The organism is Pseudomonas arsenicoxydans (assembly GCF_900103875.1).
GTDB classification, from domain to species: domain Bacteria; phylum Pseudomonadota; class Gammaproteobacteria; order Pseudomonadales; family Pseudomonadaceae; genus Aquipseudomonas; species Aquipseudomonas arsenicoxydans.
Genome location: NZ_LT629705.1, coordinates 5452682 through 5477994 on the forward strand (window position 1 = coordinate 5452682; position 25313 = coordinate 5477994).

At 59.2% G+C, this 25313-nt stretch carries 26 protein-coding genes; 11 read left to right on the top strand and 15 right to left on the bottom strand.

The annotated features are described in order from the left end of the window. Positions 1-129 precede the first annotated feature (129 nt). Entirely contained in the window at positions 130-1665 is a 1536-nt protein-coding gene (locus BLQ41_RS25420; RefSeq protein ID WP_090185998.1) for a diguanylate cyclase, read from the top strand. Between the two features lie 165 nt (positions 1666-1830). Here BLQ41_RS25420 and BLQ41_RS25425 read toward each other — a convergent pair whose 3' ends face one another. Beyond that, entirely contained in the window at positions 1831-2616 is a 786-nt protein-coding gene (locus BLQ41_RS25425) for a sulfite exporter TauE/SafE family protein (RefSeq protein WP_090186000.1), read from the bottom strand. Between the two features lie 134 nt (positions 2617-2750). After that, positions 2751-3500, bottom strand: a complete 750-nt coding sequence (locus tag BLQ41_RS25430) for a hypothetical protein (protein WP_090188821.1) — start codon at positions 3498-3500, stop codon at positions 2751-2753. 251 nt (positions 3501-3751) lie between these two features. On the opposite strand from BLQ41_RS25430, the gene BLQ41_RS25435 reads away from it, so the two are divergent. From BLQ41_RS25435 to BLQ41_RS25445, 3 genes are all read left to right on the top strand, one after another. Beyond that, positions 3752-4900 (top strand): aldose epimerase family protein, encoded by a 1149-nt coding sequence (locus BLQ41_RS25435; RefSeq protein WP_090186002.1) that lies wholly within the window; start codon positions 3752-3754, stop codon positions 4898-4900. 173 nt (positions 4901-5073) lie between these two features. Next, positions 5074-5895, top strand: a complete 822-nt coding sequence (locus BLQ41_RS25440) for an aldo/keto reductase (RefSeq protein ID WP_090186004.1) — start codon at positions 5074-5076, stop codon at positions 5893-5895. A 30-nt stretch (positions 5896-5925) separates the two neighbouring features. Beyond that, positions 5926-6396: a DUF1810 domain-containing protein gene (locus BLQ41_RS25445; RefSeq protein WP_090186007.1), complete on the top strand. Its 471-nt coding sequence runs from the start codon at positions 5926-5928 to the stop codon at positions 6394-6396. On the opposite strand, the gene BLQ41_RS25450 is transcribed toward BLQ41_RS25445, so the two are convergent. After that, complete coding sequence (locus BLQ41_RS25450; protein ID WP_167360507.1) at positions 6361-8721, bottom strand: DNA polymerase II; 2361 nt, start codon at positions 8719-8721, stop codon at positions 6361-6363. The genes BLQ41_RS25445 and BLQ41_RS25450 overlap by 36 nt on opposite strands. A gap of 262 nt (positions 8722-8983) precedes the next feature. Between BLQ41_RS25450 and BLQ41_RS25455 the strand changes: the two genes are divergently transcribed. Beyond that, positions 8984-9424 carry a CBS domain-containing protein gene (locus BLQ41_RS25455; RefSeq protein ID WP_090186012.1) on the top strand — a complete coding sequence of 147 codons (441 nt, stop codon included), beginning with the start codon at positions 8984-8986 and terminating at the stop codon, positions 9422-9424. Positions 9425-9491: 67 nt separating this feature from the next. Here BLQ41_RS25455 and BLQ41_RS25460 read toward each other — a convergent pair whose 3' ends face one another. Next, a complete protein-coding gene (locus tag BLQ41_RS25460; protein ID WP_090186014.1) occupies positions 9492-10115 on the bottom strand; it encodes a glutathione S-transferase in 624 nt (207 codons plus the stop codon). Between the two features lie 92 nt (positions 10116-10207). Continuing rightward, a complete protein-coding gene (locus BLQ41_RS25465; protein ID WP_090186017.1) occupies positions 10208-10828 on the bottom strand; it encodes an isochorismatase family cysteine hydrolase in 621 nt (206 codons plus the stop codon). Positions 10829-11054: 226 nt separating this feature from the next. Here BLQ41_RS25465 and BLQ41_RS25475 point away from each other — a divergent pair, with 226 nt between their 5' ends. Beyond that, complete coding sequence (locus BLQ41_RS25475; protein WP_090186022.1) at positions 11055-11495, top strand: phage infection protein; 441 nt, start codon at positions 11055-11057, stop codon at positions 11493-11495. Between the two features lie 79 nt (positions 11496-11574). Here the strand turns inward: BLQ41_RS25475 and BLQ41_RS25480 are convergent, their stop codons facing one another. Continuing rightward, positions 11575-12669 carry a DUF1615 domain-containing protein gene (locus tag BLQ41_RS25480; protein ID WP_090186025.1) on the bottom strand — a complete coding sequence of 365 codons (1095 nt, stop codon included), beginning with the start codon at positions 12667-12669 and terminating at the stop codon, positions 11575-11577. 161 nt (positions 12670-12830) lie between these two features. On the opposite strand from BLQ41_RS25480, the gene BLQ41_RS25485 reads away from it, so the two are divergent. Further along, positions 12831-14366, top strand: a complete 1536-nt coding sequence (locus tag BLQ41_RS25485) for an FAD-dependent oxidoreductase (protein WP_090186028.1) — start codon at positions 12831-12833, stop codon at positions 14364-14366. An 18-nt stretch (positions 14367-14384) separates the two neighbouring features. On the opposite strand, the gene hemB is transcribed toward BLQ41_RS25485, so the two are convergent. From hemB to BLQ41_RS25500, 3 genes are all read right to left on the bottom strand, one after another. Continuing rightward, on the bottom strand, positions 14385-15359 hold the full coding sequence (gene hemB / locus BLQ41_RS25490) for a porphobilinogen synthase (protein WP_090186029.1): 975 nt from the start codon (positions 15357-15359) through the stop codon (positions 14385-14387). 132 nt (positions 15360-15491) lie between these two features. Beyond that, complete coding sequence (locus BLQ41_RS25495) at positions 15492-16334, bottom strand: PhzF family phenazine biosynthesis protein (protein ID WP_090186032.1); 843 nt, start codon at positions 16332-16334, stop codon at positions 15492-15494. 33 nt (positions 16335-16367) lie between these two features. Continuing rightward, positions 16368-17066 (bottom strand): glutathione binding-like protein, encoded by a 699-nt coding sequence (locus BLQ41_RS25500; RefSeq protein ID WP_090186035.1) that lies wholly within the window; start codon positions 17064-17066, stop codon positions 16368-16370. Positions 17067-17438: 372 nt separating this feature from the next. Here BLQ41_RS25500 and BLQ41_RS25505 point away from each other — a divergent pair, with 372 nt between their 5' ends. Beyond that, positions 17439-18116, top strand: a complete 678-nt coding sequence (locus BLQ41_RS25505) for a histidine phosphatase family protein (protein WP_090186037.1) — start codon at positions 17439-17441, stop codon at positions 18114-18116. A gap of 43 nt (positions 18117-18159) precedes the next feature. Here BLQ41_RS25505 and mnmH read toward each other — a convergent pair whose 3' ends face one another. After that, on the bottom strand, positions 18160-19263 hold the full coding sequence (gene mnmH, locus BLQ41_RS25510) for a tRNA 2-selenouridine(34) synthase MnmH (protein WP_090186039.1): 1104 nt from the start codon (positions 19261-19263) through the stop codon (positions 18160-18162). Next, positions 19263-20297, bottom strand: coding sequence for a selenide, water dikinase SelD (selD, locus tag BLQ41_RS25515; protein ID WP_090186042.1), 1035 nt, complete (start codon positions 20295-20297; stop codon positions 19263-19265). Before selD ends, mnmH begins: the two co-directional genes overlap by 1 nt. A 274-nt stretch (positions 20298-20571) precedes the next feature. Here selD and BLQ41_RS25520 point away from each other — a divergent pair, with 274 nt between their 5' ends. Further along, the gene (locus BLQ41_RS25520; RefSeq protein ID WP_090186045.1) at positions 20572-21528 is read left to right on the top strand and encodes a nucleoside-specific channel-forming protein Tsx; all 957 of its coding nucleotides are present in this window, start codon (positions 20572-20574) and stop codon (positions 21526-21528) included. 24 nt (positions 21529-21552) lie between these two features. Further along, positions 21553-22575, top strand: coding sequence for a purine-nucleoside phosphorylase (locus BLQ41_RS25525; RefSeq protein ID WP_090186047.1), 1023 nt, complete (start codon positions 21553-21555; stop codon positions 22573-22575). 59 nt (positions 22576-22634) lie between these two features. Here BLQ41_RS25525 and BLQ41_RS25530 read toward each other — a convergent pair whose 3' ends face one another. From BLQ41_RS25530 to BLQ41_RS25540, 3 genes are all read right to left on the bottom strand, one after another. Further along, a complete protein-coding gene (locus BLQ41_RS25530; protein ID WP_090186050.1) occupies positions 22635-23591 on the bottom strand; it encodes a quinone oxidoreductase family protein in 957 nt (318 codons plus the stop codon). 29 nt (positions 23592-23620) lie between these two features. After that, positions 23621-23794, bottom strand: coding sequence for a DUF1427 family protein (locus tag BLQ41_RS25535; protein ID WP_090186053.1), 174 nt, complete (start codon positions 23792-23794; stop codon positions 23621-23623). 95 nt (positions 23795-23889) lie between these two features. Next, positions 23890-24669 carry an AraC family transcriptional regulator gene (locus BLQ41_RS25540; RefSeq protein ID WP_090186057.1) on the bottom strand — a complete coding sequence of 260 codons (780 nt, stop codon included), beginning with the start codon at positions 24667-24669 and terminating at the stop codon, positions 23890-23892. A gap of 146 nt (positions 24670-24815) precedes the next feature. Between BLQ41_RS25540 and BLQ41_RS25545 the strand changes: the two genes are divergently transcribed. Beyond that, positions 24816-25043 (top strand): DUF6555 family protein, encoded by a 228-nt coding sequence (locus BLQ41_RS25545; RefSeq protein ID WP_090186063.1) that lies wholly within the window; start codon positions 24816-24818, stop codon positions 25041-25043. Between the two features lie 76 nt (positions 25044-25119). Here BLQ41_RS25545 and BLQ41_RS25550 read toward each other — a convergent pair whose 3' ends face one another. After that, positions 25120-25287 (bottom strand): metallothionein, encoded by a 168-nt coding sequence (locus BLQ41_RS25550; protein WP_090186068.1) that lies wholly within the window; start codon positions 25285-25287, stop codon positions 25120-25122. Positions 25288-25313: the final 26 nt, after the last annotated feature.

A 25313-nucleotide genomic window follows, 5' to 3' on the forward strand; every position in this document is an offset into this window, starting at 1 on the left:
CCGAAATACTCGAAAAGGACGGGATGACTTCCAGCACCTGGCTTATAAAGAAATCGGCAGGCGTGCCGATATTCCCAAATAACTTCAGGTGCCTGTACGTTGTTTTTGGCGATGAGCAAGGAACACGAAATGATGTCTTCTCGTCGGTACGCCCTCAAAGCATCGGACGTGACCCTTTGCGCTCTGGTATGCCTGGCGGGAGTGGCCGTCACGGCCTTGGTATTGATTCTTTTCGTTGGGTCAGAGCAGCGCACCGTTAGCGTTGCGTTCCAACTGGAGGTCGACGAACGATTCAGTCGCCTTCAACGACGCTTTAACACTCAGGTCTTGAAACTAGATGTTGTGCGGCGTTTTTTTATCAACGCCGACGATGTCACTGAAAAGGAATTTCTGGGATTCGTCACGCCCCTGGTTGGAGAGGACGAAGCCTATAGCTGGGTACCGAGGATTCTCGAGAAAGATTTACAAGCGTTTCGCACCAAGGCGCTCCTCAACGGCACCAGTGACTTTTCATATCATGAAATTAATCCCGTGACCGGCGAAATAGTCCCCCTCGCCAGTCGGCCGGAACACTGGATATTGCTCTACCTATTGAAGCGCGATGACGTAAAGATCATTCCGGGCATGGATGTTCTGGCTCGCCCGGGTCGCCAGGCCTTGATGAGCAAGGCACGAGAAACACATCAGATAGTCGTGTCGGAACCGTTGAAAATGACCAATGGGCAATCGGGGGTTTTCTTTGTAGCACCCGTATTCCACGAGTCCTCTGAAGCGACATTGAACGATGACGGCTTGCAGGGGTTCGTTGTCTCCACCGTCCGCTTGGCTTCCTTGATGGAGCAAGGCATTCCATTACCAAGCCTGCAACGATTGAACGTGACGCTTTCATTGATCGACGGGGAGCATCAGGGGCCAACTATTTATCAGAGCCTGGCACCGGCGACCCCTTCAACGCTCTACGCGCAGCGGCTGCTGAAAGTAGCTGACCAAAATTACTTGCTGCAGTTTCGGCCAAGCTCAACATTTCTGGTCGCCAACAGCCACGCATTGTATACCAGCCTAATTGTCGTGTTCGGAGCAGGGTTGACGCTGCTGATGACCTTGTTGGTGTACTTGCTCATCACTCAGCGTACGCGCGCCCTCTCGCTTGTTGAAGAGCGCACGCAAGACTTGCGTTTATTAAACATTACCGACCACTTGACCGGGGTTTATAACCGCCGGTACTTCGAAGAGTTGATGGAGCGTCTGCTCATCGAGGCTAACGCGCAATACCAGCCGCTATCGCTGATCATGTTCGACATCGATCACTTCAAGTACATCAACGACCGCTGGGGGCATCAGTGTGGTGATAACGTTCTGAAGTCGTTGTGCACACGAATACGTTCGGCAACACGCAAAACCGATCTGCTGTGCAGAACGGGCGGGGAAGAGTTTGCATTGATCTGCCCGGGTAGCGAGCTGGACGATACAAGGCTGTTGGCAGAGAAGCTTCGAGCTCTGATAAGCACCCTCCCATTTGATGAGACAGGGCAGGTGACTTGTAGCTTCGGCGTTGCAACCTGGGTTCCATCGGAATCATTTGACGCCTTCGTTCGACGTGCGGACAGCGCTATGTACAGTGCTAAATCAAAGGGTCGTGATCAAGTCCAGCTTGCCGATTCGTAACAGGCTGGATGTCAGGTTGTGTTCTCCGTCGGGCAAGCCAATCTTGGGTTGGTAAAACAACTCAAATACCTGCTGTTGCACGGCCTCACGCAAGGCGATTTCCATCTCTTGGCGCGCCGATGCATCCACATTCATTTGCGCAGTATAGAAAGTACTACGCTCTCGCTAGAACGCCAGTTTGTAGCCGATCAGCAACAGCATCGTGGCCAGGCAAGGGCGCAGTATTTCATCGGAGATCCGACCCGTCAGGTGACTACCGATATAAATCCCCGGCAGCGAACCGAGCAACAAGAAGCCCAGCACGTGCCAATCCATGTTGCCCATGCTGGCATGGCCCAGACCGGCGACCAGGGTCAGCGGCACGGCGTGAGCGATCTCCGTTCCGACGAGACGGCGGGTCGGCAGCAGCGGGTAGAGGATGAACAGTGCGACGGTGCCCAGGGCGCCGGCGCCGATGGAGGTCAGCGCGACCATGGTGCCCAGGACCAGGCCGGTAACGACCGTCAGCGCATTGAGGCGCTTACCGCTGGGGTTGTAGTGGCCGCCTGCACGTTTGTGGGCGAAGTCGAGCAGGCGTTTCTTGAAGAGAATCGCCAGCGCCGTGGCAAACAGCACAAAGCCCAGCGCCTGTTTGATGACCGCGTTCATCGCCTCGGGCGATGTCTGCAATTGGCTCAGGAACCACAGGGTCAGCGCCACCGCTGGCACACTGCCGAGCGTCAGCCAGCCAGTAATGGCCCAGTCGATGTTGTTGTTCTTGCGATGAACCAGCACGCCGCTGGATTTGGTAATGGCCGCGTACAGCAGGTCCGTGCCCACCGCCGTCGCCGGATTGATCCCGAACCACAGCAGAATCGGGGTCATCAACGAACCACCGCCCACGCCGGTCATGCCGACGATGAAGCCGACGACCAATCCAGCAACTACCAACCCGAAGTTAACGAAATCCATTAACACGCCCACAAAAAACGCATGAGAAATCTGGCCCGCAGCATAGCGATTTTTCTTATAACCAGTTATATCGATATGACCTATCGTTATTCCTTCATACGCCACTCTCCCCGACACAAAATCCCACAAGGGATCTACTGCACCGGCAAGAAATTCAAGAACAGCAAACTCTGGGCATAGTTCAGGCCGATCCGTCGGTAGCGCTCGTCCAGCATCTGCGTCAGCAGGTCCAGTCGCGCGACGATCTTGCCGAATTCCACGGCAAAACTCAGGTTGCTGCCCTCCTCGGAAATCTCATTGGAAAACAGCAAGGGCTGGCCATTTTTGTTTTGCCGTTGGCTCAATATCCAGGTGGCTTTCTCGATGTTGCGTGCGGCGTTGCTGACGAACATCGGGTTGATCGCGTCGGTCATGTAGAACTCGACACGATTGCCGTGGGCGGTAACCAGCATGCTGCCGATGGCGTAGATGAACGCGCCGACCCGGTCGCCGAGAAACTGCGGGCTCATGGCATACCTCAGCGCCGCCAGATCTTTCTTGCCACCCAGGGTTGGCAATGGCTGCTGTTGTTCAATGGCCAGGCGCACTTGCTTGCCAGCCGTTTGGGCATCGAGAAAGCCGGACTTTTTCAACTCATCAGGGTTGCGCAAATACAACTTGCTCATCAGCAAATAGAGGCTGTCGAGGTTGTCGCGCATCGTCAGGGTCGCCATGCGGTCGACACTGGTCTGGAGAAACTCCTGGGGCGTGCCTTCGCGCAACTGAGTGACGATGTCGCTGCCCTGCTGCTGGCTGCAACCGCTGGCGAAGAGCATCGACAGGCCCGCCAGCAGCAGGCAATGACGACGGATCAGCGAGGTAAAAAAGGCAAAAACCTGGGCCATGAGCACTTTGACTTGGGCATTGGCCGGCGGTGGGAATCGCCGCAGGCTGGCCATGGATAGAGCCGTCAATGCGCAAAAAGTGCAGTGCCGATGGTCCGTAAACGCTGGTTGCCGACAGAAGACCCATCTAATTAGTCATACTTTATAATTGCAACATGACGCATATAAGCTATAAATCCTTCCTTGCTCGGCATTGAAAACCGAGCATTAGTATTACTACTTGCTAAAAACAACAAAAAGGAAGGTCAACCATGTTGAAATCCCGATACCCACTCTGCGGCCTCGGACTGTCTCTTATGATCGCCACCCTCCCCACCCATGCCGCCGGCCTGTCCAGCGAACACAAAGCCTTCGGCAAGACCCGTGACGGCAGCCCCGTCGAGCAATACATTTTGCGCAACAGCCACGGCATGCAGGCCACGGTGATTACCTATGGCGGGATTTTGCAGTCGTTGAAGGTGCCGGACAAAAACGGCAAGTTCGACGATGTGGTGCTGGGGTTCGACGACGTTCAGGGCTATCAGGGCGGTACCGCGTACTTTGGCGCGACCATCGGACGCTTTGGCAATCGCCTGGCCAACGGGGCCTTCGAACTGGACGGCAAGCGCTATCAGGTGCCGCTCAACGATGGCTCAAACTCGCTGCACGGCGGCCCCCAGGGTTTCGACAAGCACGTATGGAAAGCCCAACCGAGCAAAGGCAAGGATTCGGTGGGCGTGACCCTGACGTATGTGTCGGCGGACGGTGAAATGGGTTTTCCCGGCACCCTCAAAACCGAGGTCACTTACAGCCTCACCGAGAACAATGAGCTGCGCATCGATTACAAGGCCTCGACCGATAAACCGACGGTGCTGAACCTGACGAACCACAGCTACTTCAACCTCGCCGGTGCCGGCAACGGTGATGTACTCAAACAACTTGTGACCCTGCACGCGACCCATTACACACCGGTCAACGGCAAGCTGATTCCCACCGGCGAACTGGCCCCGGTCGCCGGCACACCGATGGACTTCACCCAGCCAACCGCCATTGGCAAAAACATCAAGGCCGATCACCCGCAGTTGAAATTCGCCGAACCGAAACAGGGTGGTTTCGATTTCAACTGGGCGCTGGACGCCAAGGGCGACGTCAGCCAACTGGCCGCCGATGTCAGCGATCCGCAATCGGGCCGTCGCTTGCAGCTTTACACCACGGAGCCAGGCGTGCAGTTCTACACCAGCAACTTCCTCGACGGCACGGTCAAGGGCAAGGCCGGCAAAGTCTATGCACATTGGGGTGCCTTTACCCTCGAAACCCAGCATTACCCGGACTCGCCGAACCAGCCGAACTTCCCGTCTACGCGACTCGATCCGGGCAAGGTCTATACCCAAAACACTGTGCTGAAATTTTCGGCCAAATAAAGAACAAGAGATCGCAGCCTCGTTGCACTCGACAGCTCCTACAGGGTTTTGCGCACTCTGTAGGAGCTGTCGAGTGCAACGAGGCTGCGATCTTTTGATTTCAGGAGCGGAACCACCGGGCAATTTTGCTGCCAATCAAAGAGTATGCTTCGATTCAAAATTAGGAGATTTTCATGCGCACCCTCGAATTGGCCGGCGTCAACGTACCGGTCATCGGCCAAGGCACCTGGCGTATGGGAGAAGATCCCTCGCAACACACCAGGGAAGTCGCCGCTTTGCGCCTGGGCATCGAGTTGGGCATGACCCTGATCGACACCGCTGAAATGTACGCAGAAGGTGGCGCGGAAAAAGTGGTGGGTGAAGCCATCGAGGGAATGCGCGACAAAGTCTTTCTGGTCAGCAAGGTCTACCCGCACAACGCCAGCCGCAAAGGCATCCCGCAGGCCTGCGAACGCAGTTTGCGGCGCTTGAAAACCGACTATATCGATCTGTACCTGCTGCACTGGCGCGGCCAGTATCCGCTTGAGGAAACCGTCGAAGCTTTCGAACGCCTGCGCGAGGAAGGCAAGATCGGTCGTTGGGGCGTATCCAATTTCGACGTGGATGATCTTCAAGAGCTGGCCTCACCCGCATGCGCGACCAATCAGGTGCTCTACAACCTGGAAGAGCGCGGTATCGAATTTGATCTGCTGCCCTGGTGTCACCAGCATCATCAACCGCTGATGGCATACTGTCCCATCGGTCAGGGCGGGCAACTGCTGGCCAATCCGGCGCTCAAACAGATTGCCGCCCGTCACGGAGTGAGCCCCGCCCAGGTTGCACTGGCATGGATACTGCGAACGCCTGATGTGATCGCCATCCCCAAAGCGGTCAGAACCGAACATGTGCAACTGAATGCGCAGGCCGCGCAACTGCGGCTCGAAGACGAGGACTTGAAGGCGCTGGACCAAGCGTTTCACGCGCCACAACGCAAACAGCGATTGGCCATGGTCTAAGCCATCGCGGTGTTGTCAGAGGACTTCTGCATGAGAAGCACCGATCAGCTCGATGCTTTTAATTTGCCACGGTTTGTCCAGGCTCAGGACCCCGTGTTTGAACGGGTCCAGGAAGAACTGCGCAACGGTCAAAAACGTCGTCACTGGATGTGGTTTATCTTTCCGCAGTTAGCCGGCCTGGGCGGCAGCGAGATGTCGCGGCATTTCGCGATCCGCTCCCACGCAGAGGCGCTTGCCTACCTTGAGCACCCACAGCTGGGTACGCGCCTGCGAACCTGTACACAACTGGTCCTGAACACCAAGAATCGCTCAATCGCCGAGATTTTCGGTCATCCCGACAACCTGAAGTTTCATTCCTCGATGACATTGTTTGCCCAGTTTTCGCCCAAGGGCAGCGTGTTCCATCAGGCGCTGGATCAGTATTTTCATGGCATACCGGATGCCTGGACGCTGTCGCTACTGGACTTAAAACAGACCCATTTGCCCACCCACCAGGGTTGAGAAGTCGTCGTCGACAAAGGGCAGGATCGCATCCGCCACCGGTTGCAGTTGGCGGGTGACGTAATGGTCGTAGTCAATCGGGGCACTGCGGATCTCCAGCGGTTCGGGCCCGGCAACGGTGATCACGTAGTTGATCCAGCCGCCGTTCTGGTATTGCCGGGGACGGCCCTGCCGGTCGTTGAAGTCGTCGGCGATCCGTGCCGCACGGACGTGGGGCGGCACATTGCGCTCATAGTCATCGAGGGTGCGGCGCAGGCGCTTGCGATAAATAAGACGGTCATCGAATTCGCCGGACAGGGTCTTGCGCACATAATCGCGCACGTAATCCTGATAAGGCTGGCGATGGAAGATCCGCGAGTACAGCTCTTGCTGGAACTGCCGGGCCAGCGGTGACCAGTCGGTGCGTACGGTTTCCAGCCCTTTGTAGACCATTTCGTCAGTGCCATCGGCACGGATGACCAGCCCGGCATACCGCTTCTTGCTGCCCTCTTCGGCCCCGCGAATGGTCGGCATCAGAAAGCGCGTGTAATGAGTCTCAAACTGCAACTCAAGAGCGCTTTGCAGCCCGTACTCCTGCTGCACATGTTCCCGCCACCATTGGTTGACGTGGTCCACCAGCGCATGACCGATCTGCGCGGCCTCTTCCTGGCCGTGGGCACGACGCAGCCAGACGAACGTCGAGTCGGTGTCGCCGTAGATTACTGTGTGCCCCTGAGCTTCGATCAACTGGCGGGTGCGCAGCATGATCTCGTGACCGCGCAAAGTAATGGACGACGCCAGCCGCGTATCAAAAAAACGGCAGCCGCTGGAACCCAGCACACCGTAGAAGGCGTTCATGATGATTTTCAAGGCTTGCGACAGCGGCGCATTGTGCTCGCGTTTGGCGGTCTCGCGACCTTCGGCCACCCGGGCGACGATGGCGGGCAGGCAATGCCGGGTTCTGGAAAAACGCGCGCCACGAAAGCCCGGCACGGACTCGCTGTCGTCAGGGTGCTGCAAGCCTTCGATCAGGCCCACCGGGTCAATCAGGAAGGTGCGGATGATCGACGGATAAAGACTTTTGTAGTCGAGCACCAACACCGATTCATAAAGGCCCGGTTGCGAATCCATGACGAAGCCGCCGGGGCTGGCCTGCGCGGGCTTGGTGCCAAGGTTGGGCGCGACGAAGCCCTGACGGTGCATCAGCGGCATGTACAGGTGAGTGAACGCCGCCACCGAGCCACCGCTGCGATCGGCCGGTAAACCGGTGACGCTGGCACGCTCCAGCAGGAAGGTCAGCAGTTCGGTCTTGGCGAAAATCCGCGTCACCAGTTCGCAGTCCTTGAGGTTGTACTTGGCCAGGGCCGGTTTGTCCTCGGCAAACATGCGGTTGATTTCGTCCATGCGCTGGTACGGCGTGCTGATCGCCTTGCCCTCGCCGAGCAGGGTTTGCGCGACGTTTTCCAGACTGAACGAGGGGAAACTCCAGGTCGCCGAACGCAGCGATTCGATGCCGTCGATGATCAACCGTCCGGCGGCAGCGGCGAAGTAATGGTTGCGACTGCCGTGTTCACGCCATTGCATTTCTTCGCCGCCACGCCCCAGTTTCAGCGGTACGCCCAACTGCCGGGCGTGTTGGTGCAGCACGCGCAAGTCGAACTGCACGACGTTCCAGCCGATGATCGCGTCGGGATCATGGCGGGCGAACCATTCGTTGAGTTTTTTCAGCAGCAGGGTTCGCGAGTCGCAGTATTCAAGCTGGAAATCCACCTCGCTGTCGTCGCCATTGGGTGGGCCGAGCATGTAGACCTGACGCTCGCCGCAGCCTTCCAGCGCAATGGAATACAACTCGCCCTGGGCGGTGGTTTCGATGTCCAGGGACACCAGCCTGAGTGTCGGTCGGTAGCCGGGGTCTGGCTTCATTTGTGCGTCGAGCAACAGGCCCTCGGCGTCAGGCGTGCCACCGAACAGCACAGGCGCCGTGATGAAACGCTCCATCATGTAGCGTTCCGGTGGTCGCACGTCGGCTTCGAACATCTCGACGCCGGCTTTACGCAGCGCGGTTTCCAGGCGCATCAACTGACCGTGCTGCTGGCAATACAAGCCGAGCACCGGGCGGTGCTCGAAATCCTGCAAGGCCAACGGCTTGAGCTCAACGTTTTTTTCGCCGTGCAACGCCGTTTCGGCCTGCTCGCGCTGGACCGCCGGAATGAACGCCACCGACGGCTGATGAGGCAGGCGAATTCTCTGGGGCCCGGCATCGGTCGCCAGCCAGAACTCGACTTGCGTACCGGTCGGTGTATCGCGCCAATGCCGAGTCAGGACGAAGCCCTGCTGTAAATCCACCACTGCAACCTCAAGATTTGATTCAGGTGGCGATTCTACGCGTCATTGCGATTGATAGCCTTCTCTGCGAGGTGGATGCAGGTTCGCCCACACGGGACTGAGTTCAGCCCATCGATTCGTGAATAACAGTGGAATACTTCAGGTTTACCAAAGAAAAACCGCTGAATGGCGTTTTTTGAGGGTTATCTGCCGCTTTCTGCCTTGCCCTCAGCGCTTGGGTCTACGATTCTTCAAGAACAACGACAACACCTGAGAAACCGCCATGAAAACCGTCGCCCAACTGCTGAAGTTAAAGGCTGAACAGAATCACGAAGTCCACACCATTGCGCCGCATCAAATGGTCCTGGAAGCGCTGATGGTCATGGCCGCGAAAAACGTCGGCGCATTGCCCGTCGTGAAAAATGGCGAAGTCGTCGGCATCATCAGTGAGCGTGACTATGCGCGCAAACTCGTGCTCAAGGGCCGCTCTTCGGTGGGTACACCGGTCGAAGACATCATGGTGTCGCCGGTGATCACCGTGGACACCCACCAAACCGTCGAAACCTGCATGGGCATCATGTCCGACAAACGCCTGCGGCACTTGCCGGTGGTGGAAAACGGCGTGCTGATCGGTTTGCTGTCGATCGGCGACCTGGTCAAGGAAGCCATTGCCGAACAGGCTGAACTGATCCGCCAGCTGGAGCAGTACATTCGCGGCGACTGATTGAAAAAACACCGTGCATCCTGTGGGAGCGAACCTGTTCGTTCCCACGTTTACTTGTTGATGTTTGTCAGTTCGGCCAATGCCGGGCAAAGACCGGTGCCAACGTCGGGTGCCGGTCGATTCGCATCAGCCATGCGTAGAAGCCCGGTCGGGCATGGCGTAGATGCTCGCGGCTGCCCGCCCACCGCGTCACCACCGCCGCCAGCACATCCAGTGCGCCAGGCGTCTCGTCGTCCAGATACAACTCGCCGGAAAACTGATCGGCAAACACTTCCCAGCTCCAGTGCAACCGACGGCGGGCGCCGGCCATGAGATTTTCCCTGGACGCTGCATCCGCCTCGATCAGCCAGCGCTCGGGGTAATCAATGATGCCGATGGCCGCGTAGCAATTGCTGACGATGTACACCAGGCCACGGATCGCCTGATCACGCTCGGCGGGGTCCCTCGACAACAGGTTCGACTGGGGAAACGCCAGCCCCAGGTGAATCAGGATCGCCGCGCTTTCGGTGAGAATGCTGCCGTCAGGCAGTTGCAGGGTCGGAATCTGCTTGAGCGGGTTGAGCTTCTCCAGGGCTTTGGCGGCCTCCGATGAAGACTCGACGTCGATGAAGCGATAAGGGATTTCACAGAGCTCGAGAGCAGCCTCGATCGCGGCGGCGCCGGAGTTCTGGTGTCCGTAGAGCTGGTACATGGTGCTGCCTCCTGGCGGGACAAGGTTAGTCAGTAGAGGCACGGTTTGCCGGCTCGTTCCCTGCCGTTGAGTGAATCAGGACGTTGAACGCCTTAACCCAGGGCCTCGATCAACTGCGCCGTGGTGGTGATCGAATGGGCGAATGTCGGCCCGTTGATTTCGTGCGCCGCGTGCATCGCCTCGATGCTGAATGCCGCCGTGGCATCGCGCACCAGGGTGACGTGATAGCCTAACTCGGCGGCGAATCGACCGGTGCTTTCGATGCATGTGTTGGCGAGCATTCCCACGACCACGACCTTTTCAATCCCGTGCTGCTTGAGCAGATAGTCCAGATCGGTATTGGCAAAACCACTGCCGCCCCAGTGTTCCTTGACGATCACATCCCCAGCCTGGGGTTGGAAATCCGGGTGCCATTCGCCGCCCCAGCTCCCCACCGCAAATACCTGCGCGCTGCTGGCTCTCTGTTGATAGGGACTTGGGTGTTTCCAGCGCGCCAGTTCATCGGGCTCGGCGCGGTGATGCGGGACGTAGAAAATCTGCATCCCGGCCTTGCGCACGGCCGCCACCACCGCCTTCAAGTTGGCCAGGGTGCCGACACTGTCGGCCACTGGCTGTGCGCGACCGTGAAGTTTGCCGCCTTCACTGAGGAAGTCGTTGTAAGGGTCCACCAGCAACAAGCCGGTGTGGGTCGGAACATAGGAACTGGGATTCATGATCGACTCCTCCAAGGCAAAGGCATGTGCCAGCTAACCAGTGTAGAAGCGCCGTTCACGCCTACCGAGGCGACCCGACGACTGAACCATCACGCCCACGCAGGGGACACCGCTGGTCCTATCATTGCCGTCGATGGTCACCATCATTTCAATGAAGTTCTCATAAAAAATCCGCGGCGTAACATCGGCTCCATACCAAACAACGACACCCCCGGAGCACACCATCATGAAACGCCAACTCTTCCTCAGCATCGCTTTCTCGGTTTTTGCAGTTAACGCTTTTGCCGCTACTTCGGCTCACCCAGTTGTCGCTGAAGGCGGCTCGGATCGTCTGATTGAAAGCCGTGTGGCTGAGGGTGGTTCGGACCGTCTGATCGAGAAGCGCGTTGCCGAAGGTGGTTCCGACCGTCTGATCGAAAAACGCGTTGCCGAAGGTGGCTCGGATCGTCTGATCGAGAAACGCGTTGCCGAAGGTGGTTCCGACCGTCTGATCGAAAAACGCGTTGCCGAAGGTGGCTCGGATCGACTGATCGAGAAGCGCGTTGCCGAGGGTGGTTCCGACCGTTTGATCGAGAAGCGCGTTGCAGAAGGTGGTTCCGACCGTCTGATCGAGAAGCGCGTCGCCGAAGGTGGTTCCGACCGCCTGATCGAAAGCCGCGCTGCATAAATGCGTAGTTTCACTGCAGGACTCAATAAAAACCCGGCCTCATCCGCCGGGTTTTTTATGCCTGTTTTTCAGCGGTCAGTCACTTGCCCGCACGCTCCATGCAGCGCTGGTAACGCTCATCGACCCGCTTGGCAAACCACGCCGTCGTCAGCTTGCGAGTGATTTTCGGGCTTTGCAGCTCAATCCCCGGCAACACCGCACGCGGCAATGGCCGACCTTCAGCCTTCTCGGCCAGCTCGAAAACCCGCGCATAGAGTTGAGTGTCCTCAAACCCAAGGTTCTTGCCCTCCTCCAACTGATCCCGAATGGTCGTATTGCGCATGCCCAATTGTTTGCTCAGGGTACGCACCGCCAACTCCGTAGTGCCCGGCATGATCGCGTCGTAGCGCACAAGATCGCCATCCAGCGCCAGAGGGATGCCAGAGGCGCGACTCACCGCGTTCTGAAACGCCGCATTGCGGCTGGCGTACCAACCGGCGTTGAAATCGGCAAAGCGATATAGCGGCTGTTTGTAGCTCACCGGATACCCAAGCAAATGGGCAATCCCGAAATACATGCCGCCTCGACGAGTGAACACTTCATGACGGATCGTGCTGTTCACCGGGTACGGATACTCCTTCGCGTGTTGCTCGGCGAAATCGATGCTGACCTGCATCGGACCCGCGGTGTGCACCGGGTTGAAGCCGCCGAACAGGGTCCGCCCCATGGGCACCATGCCGATGAAGTCGTCGAAGATGGCACTGAGTTCTTGTTCGCTGCGCGCGGCGCTCAGTCGCTCGCTGTAGCTTTTGCCGTTGGATGAACGGACCTGCAGGGCACCGCTCACCAGCAGGCCGGGGATGTGCGCGCTGGCGGCACGGCGGTCGATCTCGTCGCGGGCGATCTTGCCCAGGCCCGGCACAGGTGGATCGACCTGAAAGGTCGACTCCTGCTCGGTGACCGCGAGCACCGAACACAGGTTCTGGGTCGATGGGTAGATGTTTTGCGCGGCAAATGCTGCGTAGATATCCGTGGCCCAGCCTTGGCGATCAACCGTTTTCGCCGGCAACAGGCGCACGATCTCGGCCTTGACCTCGGCAGGCTTTCGGGCAGGCGGCTCCTGCGGGCGCTGGGTGCCACAGCCGGCCAGCACCAGCAGCGCCGCGATACTCATGATCAATCGATTGGCTTGCATGTTGCTCCATCAAATCCATTGAGCGTGGATCACCATACGATCAATGGCATGGTGCAGGCTATGACTCTTGCCGTTCCTGCCTGTTCCCATTGGGTATACGCGACCTGACCAACCCGCCGGGCTGAACCATACTTGAACCTCACACCGAAGAGGACAGGCTCATGAACCGGAGTGACGTACTGATCGTCGGTGCCGGCCCGACCGGGCTGGTACTGGCGCTGTGGCTGAGCAAACTGGGGATTCGGGTGCGGATTCTCGACAAGACGTCAGCGCCGGGCACCACGTCGCGGGCGCTGGCGGTGCAGGCTCGGACGCTCGAACTCTACCGTCAGCTCGACCTCAGCGATGCCGTGGTCCGCAACGGCCATCGCGTCGGCGCGGCGAATTTCTGGGTCAAGGGCGAGCCCGTGGCGCGCTTGCCGCTGACGCGCATCGGCGAGGGCCTGACGCCTTACGCCTTTCTCGAGATATTCCCTCAAGACGAGCACGAACGGTTGCTGATCGAACGCCTGGAAAAGTTCGGCATCGAGGTGGAACGCAACACCGAACTTGAGAGTTTCGAGGACACCGGCGATGGCATCAGCGTCAGGCTGCGCTTGCCCGATGGCCAACAGGAAGTCTGCCAGGCGTGTTATCTGGCCGGTTGCGATGGCGCCCGATCAATGGTGCGCAAGACCCTCGACACCGGTTTTCCCGGTGGCACTTACCAGCAGATTTTCTATGTCGCCGATGTGCTGGCCCACGGGCCGACGTTCAATGGCGAACTGCACGTAGACCTCGATGAAGCGGACTTTCTCGCGGTGTTTCCGTTGGTCGGTGAAGGTCGCGCGCGCTTGATCGGCACCGTACGCGACGAACGCGCCGATCAGGTTGAAACCCTGCGGTTTGAAGATGTCAGCAGTCGCGCCATCGAACATATGAAGGTGCAGATCGATCAGGTGAACTGGTTCTCGACCTACCGGGTGCATCATCGGGTGGCTGATCACTTTCGCAGCGGTCGCGTGTTTCTTCTGGGTGACGCCGCGCATGTGCATAGCCCCGCGGGTGGTCAGGGCATGAACACCGGAATCGGCGATGCCATCAACCTGGCCTGGAAACTGGCAGCGGTGTTGAGCGGTGGTGCCACGGCCAACCTGCTCGACACTTACGAAACCGAGCGCATCGCCTTTGCCCGCAAACTGGTGACTACCACCGACCGCGTATTCACGTTTGTCACCGCCGAGGGCCGCCTGGCCGATTTGTTGCGCACGCGTCTGGCACCCTTCGTGATTCCCAAAATGGCCTCGTTCGAAACGACCCGCGAATTTCTGTTTCGCACGGTGTCGCAAATCACCCTCAATTATCGCGGGACGCCCTTGAGCACTGGCGTTGCCGGTCACGTTCATGGCGGCGATCGCCTGCCGTGGGCCCACGACGGCGAGGGCGACAATTTTGAATCACTGAAGTGTCCGACCTGGCAGGTGCATGTCTACGGCGACACCAGCGACGAGATGATTGCCTGGTGCATCGAGCATCACCTGCCGCTGCACGTATTCGACTGGCGCCCGGCGTTTGAAGCCGCAGGCCTGGGGCGCAACGGGTTTTACCTGTTGCGCCCGGACACGTATGTGGCGATTGCCGAGACCTGTGCTGATCCGAAGGTGATCGAGCGGTATTTCAAGCACCACGGGATCCGGCCGTTTTTTGGCTCTCCCTGATTCAACGCGAGGGAGGTGTCAGATCCCGGCCAGGGCCAGGTCCATCGCAAAGTAGGTAAAGATCAGGTCCGCCCCTGCCCGCTTGATCGCCCCCAGGCTTTCACGCACCACCCGATCCTCATCAATGGCCCCGGCCTGCGCGGCGAATTTGATCATCGCGTACTCGCCGCTGACCTGATAAGCCGACAGCGGCAACCGCGACACTTCGCGGATGTCGCGGATGATGTCCAGGTAGGCGCCAGCCGGTTTGACCATCAGCGCGTCGGCACCTTCCTGCTCGTCCATCAGCGATTCACGCACCGCTTCACGGCGATTCATCGGGTTCATCTGGTAGCTTTTACGGTCGCCTTTGAGGGCGCTGCCGCCGGCTTCACGGAACGGGCCATAAAGCGCCGAAGCGAATTTGGTCGAATAGGCCATGATCGCGGTCTGGGTGAAACCGGCCTCATCCAGCGCCCGGCGAATCGCCTGGACCTGGCCGTCCATGGCCGCTGACGGCGCGATCACATCCGCACCGGCACGCGCCGCGGCCACCGCTTGTCTGCCGAGGTTGATCAGGGTCTGGTCGTTGTCGACCTCGTGGTTGTGCAGCACGCCACAATGGCCGTGATCGGTGTACTCGCAGAAGCAGGTGTCGGACATCACGATCATCTCCGGCACTGCGTCCTTGGCAATGCGCGACATGCGCGACACCAGCCCGTTATCGTTCCAGGTGTCGCTGCCGCTGCTGTCCAGGTGATGCGAAACGCCGAAGGTCATCACCGACTTGATCCCGGCCCGGGCGTAGCGCTCGATCTCGCCGGCCAGTTTCGACTCAGGGATACGCATCACCCCGGGCATGCTTTTGATCGGCACGAAGTCGTCGATTTCTTCCTCGACGAAAATCGGCAACACCAGGTCGTTCAAGCTGAACTCGGTTTCCTGGAACAGGCTGCGCAGGCTCGCATTGCGGCGCAGACGGCGTGGACGTGCTTCGGGGAACTGACTGGACATGGGGTTTCCTGAACAAGACAAAAGTCGTAGGGGACGAAGCTTATGCCTTGCGAGGTGTGGGGTACACACCCCAGGCGCGGAACAAACCATTACCGGTCCGGCAATAATCCCCGACCCCAGGCTCCCACAGGGTTAAAGCTTCAGGGTGCCGCTGATGCACGTCACCACAGAACCCCCGATCCAGATTTCATCGCCCACCTGCTCGACCTGAATGCGCCCGGCGCGTCCCATCGTCAGCCCCTGACTGACCACATAGGACGCCGGCGCCAGGCCCTCTGCGAGCAGCCATTGGGCAATTCCGGCATTCAAACTGCCGGTGGCCGGGTCTTCCGGCATGCCATCACCCGAGATGAAGGCCCGCACTTCGAACTGTGCATCATCGCCATCGCGCTCGGGATTCCACGGTGCAATGACGCCAACGGCGAGGCCGAGCATTTGTGAGTGATCCGGCTGCAGATCCAGCACCTGCTGGCGATCCTCGACCATTACCGCCAGCCAGCCGGCGCCGTTATCGACCCACTGCGCCCGGACAATCACGCCGGGCTCCAGTCGCAGTCCGCGACGCACGCGCTCGACCACATCGGCCTCCACCGGCCCGGTCCTGATCAATGGTGGCGCGAGAAAAGCCAGCTCCGCACCCTGCCGGCGGATCCGCACCAGCCCGACGCCACACTCCTGAATGACCTCCTCACCCTTGGGAATGCCACCGGCCTCCAGCCACGCGTGACAAGTGCCCAGCGTCGGATGACCGGCAAACGGCAGCTCGCTCAGAGTGGTGAAGATCCTCACGCGATAATCCGCACGGGGGTCGCGCGGTTCGAGGATGAAGGTGGTTTCGCTGAGGTTGGTCCAGCTCGCGAACGCCGCCATGCGCTCATCACTGAGCTCATCGGCACCGAACACCACCGCCAACGGATTGCCCTTGAGCGCGATACGGCTGAAGACATCTACTTGCTTGAAATCGAATGAGCTCATTGCCTGCCTTGGTCTTGAGGAAGTCGAAGAGGTTTACTTGGGGATTTCCAGCCCGCGCATCACCGCCGGTCGCGCCAGGAAGCGCTCCAGGACCCGGGTGACATTCGGGAAGTCCTTGATGCCCACCAGATCCCCCGCTTCATAGAAGCCGATCAGGTTACGCACCCACGGAAAGGTCGCAATGTCGGCGATGGTGTAGCGTTCGCCCATGATCCAGTCGCGTCCTTGCAGGCGCTCATCAAGCACCTTCAACAGGCGTTTACTTTCCTCGACGTAACGATCACGCGGACGCTTGTCCTCGTAGTCCTTGCCGGCGAATTTGTTGAAGAAACCGAGCTGACCGAACATCGGCCCGATGCCGCCCATCTGAAACATCAGCCACTGGATCGTCTCGTACCGCGCCGCCGATTCCTGCGCCAGCAGTTGCCCGCTCTTGTCGGCGAGATAAATCAGAATGGCGCCGGACTCGAACAACGGCAGGGGTTTGTCCCCCGGACCGTGGGGATCGAGGATCGCCGGGATCTTGTTGTTGGGGTTCAGCGACAGGAATTCGGGGGACATCTGGTCGTTGGTGTCAAAGCCCACGCGATGCGGCTCGTAGGGCAGGCCGATCTCTTCGAGCATGATCGAGACCTTGACGCCATTGGGGGTCGGCAGGGAATAAAGCTGAATCCAATCGGGATACTGGGCCGGCCATTTTCGGGTGATGGGGAACGCGGACAGATCGGTCATGGGGAGCCTCCATCGGCAAAGAAAGCGTTGAGCATAATCCAGGTTGATCGCCTGTCGGTTGCGATCTTTCGACCTTATCAATACGGCTGATGAACAAGATCGAAAGATTGCGGCTTTAATGTCGACGCGCCCCCTGTACTGTGTCCATAAATCCGCAACATCTTGTCGATAACCTATCCTGCAAGCCGTTCGAGGTTACCGGTACATTGCTGCGCACCCGCCGGAAACGAACCAAACAGGCTTCAGAGGACTCTGAGCATTGCCTTTTCGGAAACGGGACCGGCTCGACGACAGGGAACACACCCGATGCTGGCAGCTCGTGTGCAAGGGTTTGTCAGCCTTAACCGAACGCGCTGAAGATCACCTATTCAAATGATGAACCCTTTGAAATTCGCTGGCCGCTTCAAGCAATGCGCCTATGTCGTCCTGACTGCGGTGCTGGCGTCGGGCGTGTTGTTTTTTGCACTGGAGTCCAGTGAAAGCCGTGCGCAACCGGCGGCTGACGGCACCCAGACCCTGGTCTTCCTGCGCCATGCGGAAAAACCCGAAGGTGGTCTCGGCCAGCTCAACTGTCAGGGCCTGAACCGCGCAATCAATCTGGCTACCCTGCTGCCGGAAAAATTCGGCAAGGCCAATTACGTGTTTGCCGCCAACCCGACCCGCAATGTCGAGGAAGGCGAACAGGACAACTCCTACAGCTACATCCGCCCACTGATGACCATCAGCCCCAGCGCCATCAAGCTCGGTTTGCCGGTGAACATCAATTTTTCGGCCAACGACGTTAGCGATCTGGCGGATGAATTGCTCCACGACAAGTACCACAACTCGGTGATCTACACGGCCTGGTCCCACGGCTACCTGCCCGAGCTGATCAACAAGGTCGCGGAGGAAGCCGTCGGCAAGAAACAGACAATCACCGAAGACTGGGAGTCCAGCGACTATGACTCGCTGGTGGTGCTTACGCTGACCTGGCACAACGGCAAGGCCAGTTTGCAGAGCCACAACTACAAGCAAGGTCTGGATAACGGGCCGACGTCGTGTCCGACCTGAGCTGATCGAGGTTTAAAGCGTCTGCCAGGGCAAAACCACCCAATTACTTTCGGTTGATAAGCCGCGCTCGAAGGTACTCAAGCACCGCGCACCGCTCCCCTGCAAACTCGATCCGCGCGCCCTTCTTCTCCCGCTGAAACGCATACATCGGGTCGTAATACTCACGGAGCAACCCTTCAATCCAGCCCCGGTGCAAATCCACCGCCCCGCTGCTCGCCTGCTCCGCCAGCGCGTCTTCCATCAGGATCAACATCCGCCGATGCCGTTCACCGCCCAGACGCTTCTGGACGTTGTTCAGGCTTTCCAGCAATCGCTCGGAAAACAGCGCAAAACCTTCCTCGCCGTGTACCGCGACGAACTCGGCACACAAGTCCACGACGTAATCGCGCAAGATCCGTTCGACCCGCCCTTCCAGACTGTCTTCCAGCCAGACCATCGGATACTGCTGCATGCTCTGGTAGAGCGGTAACGGCAAGGCGCAACTGCCAATCGCGCGGCTCTCGTCTTCCAGCACAAACTGCTCGATGCCGTGGGCGCGCTTTTTCAGCACGTCCACTGCCAGGCGGTTTTCAAAGTCGATATTGGACGGTTGGCCGGTGGCGCGTTTACCAAAACTGGAGCCGCGATGATTGGCGTGGCCTTCAAGGTCCAGCGCATTGTTCAACTGCCAAAGCACCTCGGTCTTGCCCGTGCCGGTCATGCCGCCCAGCAACACGAAATCGCACTGGGCCACGGCCTGCTCGACCGTGTCGAGCAAGAAGGTGCGCATCGCTTTGTAGCCGCCACCCACTCGCGGATAATCGATCCCGGCTTCGTCCTTGAGCCACTGCTGGGCAATCTGCGAACGCAAGCCGCCGCGAAAACAATACAAATAGCCTTCTGGATGCGCCCGGGCAAAATCGGCCCAGGCCTCGATGCGTTCTGCCTTGATCTGGCCAGACACCAACTGATGCCCCAGCGTAATTGCCGCTTGCTGGCCGTGTTGCTTGTAGCAGGTGCCGACCCGTTGGCGCTCGTTGTCGTTCATCAGCGGCAAATTGACGACACCGGGGAACGATCCCTTGAAAAACTCGACCGGCGCACGAACATCCATCAGCGGTCGGTCGTTGAGGAAGATTTCGCGGTAGTCGGTGAAGTCGTTCGACATCAAATCACCTCGACCGCGTGGGTCTGTCGCTCAACCAATTCACCGATTGGCTCAAGTATCAGACCCAATTCGGCGGCCACTTTGAGGAATTGCTCGTTGCCTTCGGGCGTGACAGCAACCAGTAGGCCACCGCTGGTCTGCGGATCACACAGCACCCGTTTGTGCAGCTCCTGCAGACGCCCGAGCTTGCTGGCGTAGCTGTCGAAGTTACGTAGCGTGCCGCCCGGCACACAGCCCTGCTCAAGGTAATACTCGACGCCCGGCAGACGTGGCACACGCTCATATTCAATGCGCGCGGTCAGATGGCTGCCGTCAGCCATTTCCACCAGATGCCCGAGCAAACCAAAACCGGTGACATCAGTCATCGCAGTCACGCCATCAAGCTTGCCGAAACGGCTGCCAGGCTTGTTCAGGGTGCACATCCAGTCGCGGGCCAGGCCGATGTCGGCATGCCGCAACTTGCCCTTTTTCTCGGCGGTGGTGAGGATGCCGATGCCCAGCGGTTTGGTGAGGTAAAGCAGGCAACCGGCGGTGGCGGTGTCGTTGCGTTTCATGTGGCGTTTTTGCACCAGGCCGGTCACGGCGAGGCCGAAGATCGGTTCCGGCGCGTCGATGGAATGCCCGCCGGCCAATGGAATGCCAGCCTCGTCGCATATTGAGCGCCCGCCGCGAATCACTTCACGCGCGATCTCCGGCGCCAGCTTATCGACCGGCCAGCCCAGGATCGCAATCGCCATCAGCGGATCGCCGCCCATGGCGTAGATATCGCTGATGGCGTTGGTCGCCGCGATGCGACCGAAATCGAACGGGTCATCGACGATCGGCATGAAGAAGTCGGTAGTGGAGACTACGCCACGTTCTTCATCGATGGCATACACCGCGGCGTCATCGCGCGAGGCGTTGCCGACCCAGAGGTTCGGGTCAAGGTTCTGCGCCCCGCTGCCCGCCAGAATCACCTCCAGCACCTGTGGTGAAATCTTGCAGCCACACCCTGCGCCGTGGCTGTACTGGGTCAGACGAATCGGTTCACTCATGGGGCAATACCTCTGAAGTCAATGCGATCGAGTCTAGCACTGACGACCCATGCAAATCGTAACGCTCCCTGTGTAGGAGCTGTCGAGTGCATTGGCGCCTGAACCTGATCGAAGTGACAGTTAAATGCCTTATTTCCCTGTCTTTTCCATGCCTTGAGCAAAACTGGTATGCGTTGTGCAAACGTTTGCGAACAGCCAATACCGGCATGTTCGCAACCAAACCGCACCCAGCCCGCAGAACCGGGCTTTCGATCCGCACGAAAAGGGACTTTTAATGCACCGCATGTCCAGCCGCGCGACTTGCTCGCGCACTGTTGCTGTTTCCTTGCTGCTGGCCAGCGTTACAGGACTACTCAGCAGCACCGTTTTGGCGCAACCCGCCGCCACCGAAGAATCTGCCCAGGGCGAAACCCTCAGCGTCGAAGCCAGCCCCCCGAAAAAAGGCGTGTACCTATCGGACTGGTTCAACCAGGACCTGACCGTCATCGGTAGCAAAGACATCAGCTTCGGTCCGCAGCCGGCCGACGATATTTACCTGGAATATGAATACTTCGGGCGCAAAGGACCGTTCGAGTTGTACGGCTACATCGACATCCCGAAAATCTTCGACATCGGCAACAGCCATGACAAAGGCGTCTGGGACCACGGCTCACCGGTGTTCATGGAACACGAACCGCGCATCTCCATCGACTACCTGGCCGGACGCAGCCTGGCGGTCGGGCCGTTCAAGGAATGGTACGTCGCGTTCGACTGGATCTACGACCATGGCAGCAACACCGCCAACCGCGCCAATACGCTTTACAGCGGCTTGGGCACCGACATCGACACCCATTCGCGGGTCAACCTGTCGGCCAACTTCTACGGGCGTTACCAATGGGAAAACTACGGCGCCAGCAATGAATACTCGTGGGACGGCTACCGCGCCCAGCTCAAATACATCGTGCCGATCAGCAGCTTCGAAAACGGCGCGTCGCTGACGTACATCGGTTTCACCAACTTCGATTTCGGCTCGGACCTGCACAAGGACAACCCGGCCCGTACCGCGAACGCCACTGTCGCCACCAACGTCTTGCTGTATTCGTTCACCCATTTACGTTTCACCCTGGTCGGCCGTTATTTCCATAACGGCGGCAATTGGGAGGATGGCAGCGAGTTGAATTTCGGCGACGGCGACTTCCGCGCCCGGTCCAACGGCTGGGGTTATTACGCCGGCATCGGTTATCAGTTCTGAGGCTTGTTTGAATCTGGAGGTTTTATGAATGCAATGACGCGTCTTTCCCTGGCCTGTGCCGCCCTGCTCTCTTCCACGGCCTGGGCGAGTGAAACACCGATCCAGCCGAAAGTGCTGCTGATCACCATGTTCGCCCCCGAGGCGCAACACTGGATCGATCGTCTGGAACTCAGGCAGGAAGTTCGAGTGCCAGGCCTGTCCGCCGAGTACCCGACGATTCGCTGCAACACGCAACAGGTGTGCCTGATGGTCACCGGCATGGGCCAGACCAACGCCGCCGCGTCGACACTGGCCTTGGCCCTGTCGCCGAAATTCGACCTGCGTAAAAGCTATTTCCTGATCGCCGGGATTGCCGGCATCAGCCCCAAGCACGGAACCATCGGCACCGCCGCGTGGGCGCACTATCTGGTGGAGTTCGGCACCCAGTGGGAAGTGGATTCGCGAGACGCGCCGAAAGACTGGCCGACCGGGTATATCGGCATCAACACCAAAGGCCCGAACGAAAAACCGCCGCTGGACTACAAGACCGAAGTCTTCGAGCTCAATCCGAAATTGCAGGCCAAGGCGTTCGCCCTGTCGCACAACGTCCAGTTGAGCGAGAGTAAAGAGTCGGCCACCTGGCGCATGAAGTATCCGTCGCCCCCAGCCAATCAACCGCCGGTGGTGACGCAATGCGACACGCTGGCGGGCAACACCTGGTTTTCCGGGACACGCTTGAGCGAGCGCGCCGAAGTCTGGACCCGGTTGCTGACGGACAATAAAGGCGAATACTGCACGACGCAGCAGGAAGACAGTTCCACGTATGAAGCGCTGTTGCGGGCCAGTCGCGAGGGGCTGGTGGACGTCCAGCGTCTGGCGGTGGTGCGCGCCGGCTCCGATTTCGATCGACCGGCACCGGGCCAGAGCGAAGTGGATAACCTGCTCAAGTACGCCGATCAGGGCGGATTCGTGCCGGCGCTGGAGAACCTGTACCGGACCGGGAATCCGTTGGTGCAGGAGATTTTGAATAATTGGTCGGCGTGGGAGAACGGTGTTCCCGACGCTTGATCTCACAACACAGATCCCCCTGTGGGAGCGAGCAGGCTCACTCCCACATTTTGATTGGGTCAGGGCAAGAGAATCACTTTGTCGCCACTGCCCTGGTTCACTTCGGCATACCGATCCAGCCCTTGTGCCAACGGCGATTCAAGCAGGCCCTCGGGCAACGGCAGCAACCCCTGATCAAAGAATTTGCCGAACTGATCCAGCATCGCCGCACACGCCTGGACGCCATACAGCAACGAATTGATCCCCACCACCGAACCGCCCTTGCGATACAGCGCCAACGCTGGCAGCTGCACCATGCCGTCCACCGGCGCGGCGATGATTGCGATGCGCCCGAACGCGGCCAGCGCCGGGACCGAGGCCGGCAGCCAGAAGCCCGTGGTGTCGAAAATCACGTCGGCACCGCCGGTATACACGGCGTTGACCTGCGCCCCCAACTCTTCGGGCTTATCCAGTTGCAACGTCTGATAACCCTGCGCCTGCAAATCCTTTACCTGCTCGGGGCGCCGCGCCGCTGCCAGCACCTGGGCGCCACGCACCTTGGCCAGCGCCAGCGCGGCACTGCCCACCGCCCCGCCACCGATCACCAATAGCCGCGTTTGCGCCGTTACCAGACTGCGCTCCAATGCATCCCACGCCGTGGTGTAGGGCACACCGAGGCTGGCGGCCTGGGCGAAGCTCAGATGAGTGGGTTTGAGCGCCACGCCATTGGCCGGCAGCTTGACGAACTGCGCATGCGACCCGTCGGCAAAAAAACCCAGCTCGCGACCGGTGCCCCAGACCTCTTGACCGATCAGCCCCTCGGGCCCTTCAACCACCACACCGGCGAAATCGCGCCCGGGAATGCGCGGCAAGGTGGTATAGGGGAAACGCCCGAGCACGTTCTTCACGTCGCTGGGATTCAGGCCAGCGGCCTTGATCTGGACCAGCACTTCATCGGCGCCGGGAACGGGGGTTGGAACATCGACATAGCGCAAGGCCGAGAGATCGCCGGTCTTGTCGAATTGCAGTGCTTTCATGGGAGTGTCCATCGCATCAAGGAAGGGGTTCAGGAGATCCAGCCGCTGACCAGTTGCCGGCCCATGGGCCACAACTTCTCACCGGCGAGCATGCCCAGCAGGCCCACCAGCGCAATGGCCGGTGGTGCGGGAGAACGAAAATCCAGGGCGCCGTACACCAGGCCGACGCCCAGACCGATGACCAGCGAGATGAGGTAGCTCATGGCAGACTCCGAGGGCAAAAAAGGTATGCCTGAAGTCTAGAGCGAGGTGACGGCGGGCATCGGCCAAGTGCTTCTGAATATCGGCCAAAACATCTTCACGCCTGACGTTGACTCGCCGAAAACTGCGAAGGCACGACACCCAGTTCCCGGCGGAACATGTCGCTGAAGCTGCTCGGTGAATAGCCCAGTTCCCGGGCAATCGTGCTGACCGGCACGCCCTGGATCAATTCTGCCGCTGCCGTCGCCAGTTGCACCTGCCGCCGCCATTCAGCGAAGCCCATGCCCAGGCCATCCTTGAACAGCCGCGCGAGGGTACGCACGCTGGCCCCGGCATTTTCCGCGTGCTGTTCGAAGGGGATGTCCAGCGAGGGCGCGGCCATGACCGCCTGACACAGGTTCATCAACCGTCGCTCGGACTCACCCGGCAAGGGGATTTTCAGCCGCGAACGCCTGGCCCGTCTAAGCTCCAGCAGTGCCAGGCCGACCAGCGCTTCGTAATACTCGGGTGCGCCATCATCGCCCTGCTCCACCAGCCCGACGATCAGCTCCCGCAGCAGGCCGCCGACTTCAATCACTTGAACACTGTCATCCAGCGTGGCGGCCAGTGAGGGCCGCAGGTAGATATTGCGCATCTGCAGGTCCGAGACCACGCGAATCCCGTGGGGCACGCCCGGTGGCAGCCACACCGCCCGCTGCGGTGGCACCACCAGCGCTTCATGGGGCGTTTCAACCCACATGACCCCGCTCATCGCGTACAGCAGCTGGCCCCAGTCATGCTGGTGCGGCTCGATGTACAAGCCACGCGGGTAGGTCCGTGCCAGCGGTTGCACGGGGACATCGGTGTCACTCAGATCTGGAGGGGCAGCAAGGGCCATGGGCAATGATCATTGGGGAATTCAGGTGTTTGCATGGTAACGAGCCACCAGCATTGTCGCCACTGGCGGCAGCCGTCCGCCAATCCAAGTGAATTTTCCGCTAGCCGGACGATCCTTCTATTACCACAGGGAGGAATACGGGCTTTATGAACAACGCAAAACTTTTCGTCATCGAATACACCCTTCATGGCGTTCCCAAGTCATTCATTATCCGCCTGGACAAGATGGACAACGCGGAAGCTTGGCATTGGGCCAGTTGTGACGCCGGCGTCGGACGAATCCCTCGCTTTGGCCGGGAGAAGGTGCAAAAAACCAGCAAGCCGCTGGCGGAAAAGTTCGGGATCGAAAACGTGACCTGGCGACCGGCTGGCTGAAGCTCGAAAAAAGGGGAAAACAGACATAAAAAAAGTGGAGCCAGGGCGGCTCCACTTTTCGTATTGCGTTGATGAGTTATTTGGCGTGGGCGCACTTGCAGCCTTTGCTCGCGCACTCTTCGCCATGTTCGTGGTGCTTGGCGCACGCTTCACAGCAATAGTGCTTGCCGTGACGCGCTATCGGATGTTCGCCCAGTTTGCATGAGCATTTGGGGCAGTCGCAGGTACTGTCACTGCTGATCATGAGCCTGACTCCATGTGTGGTGGTCG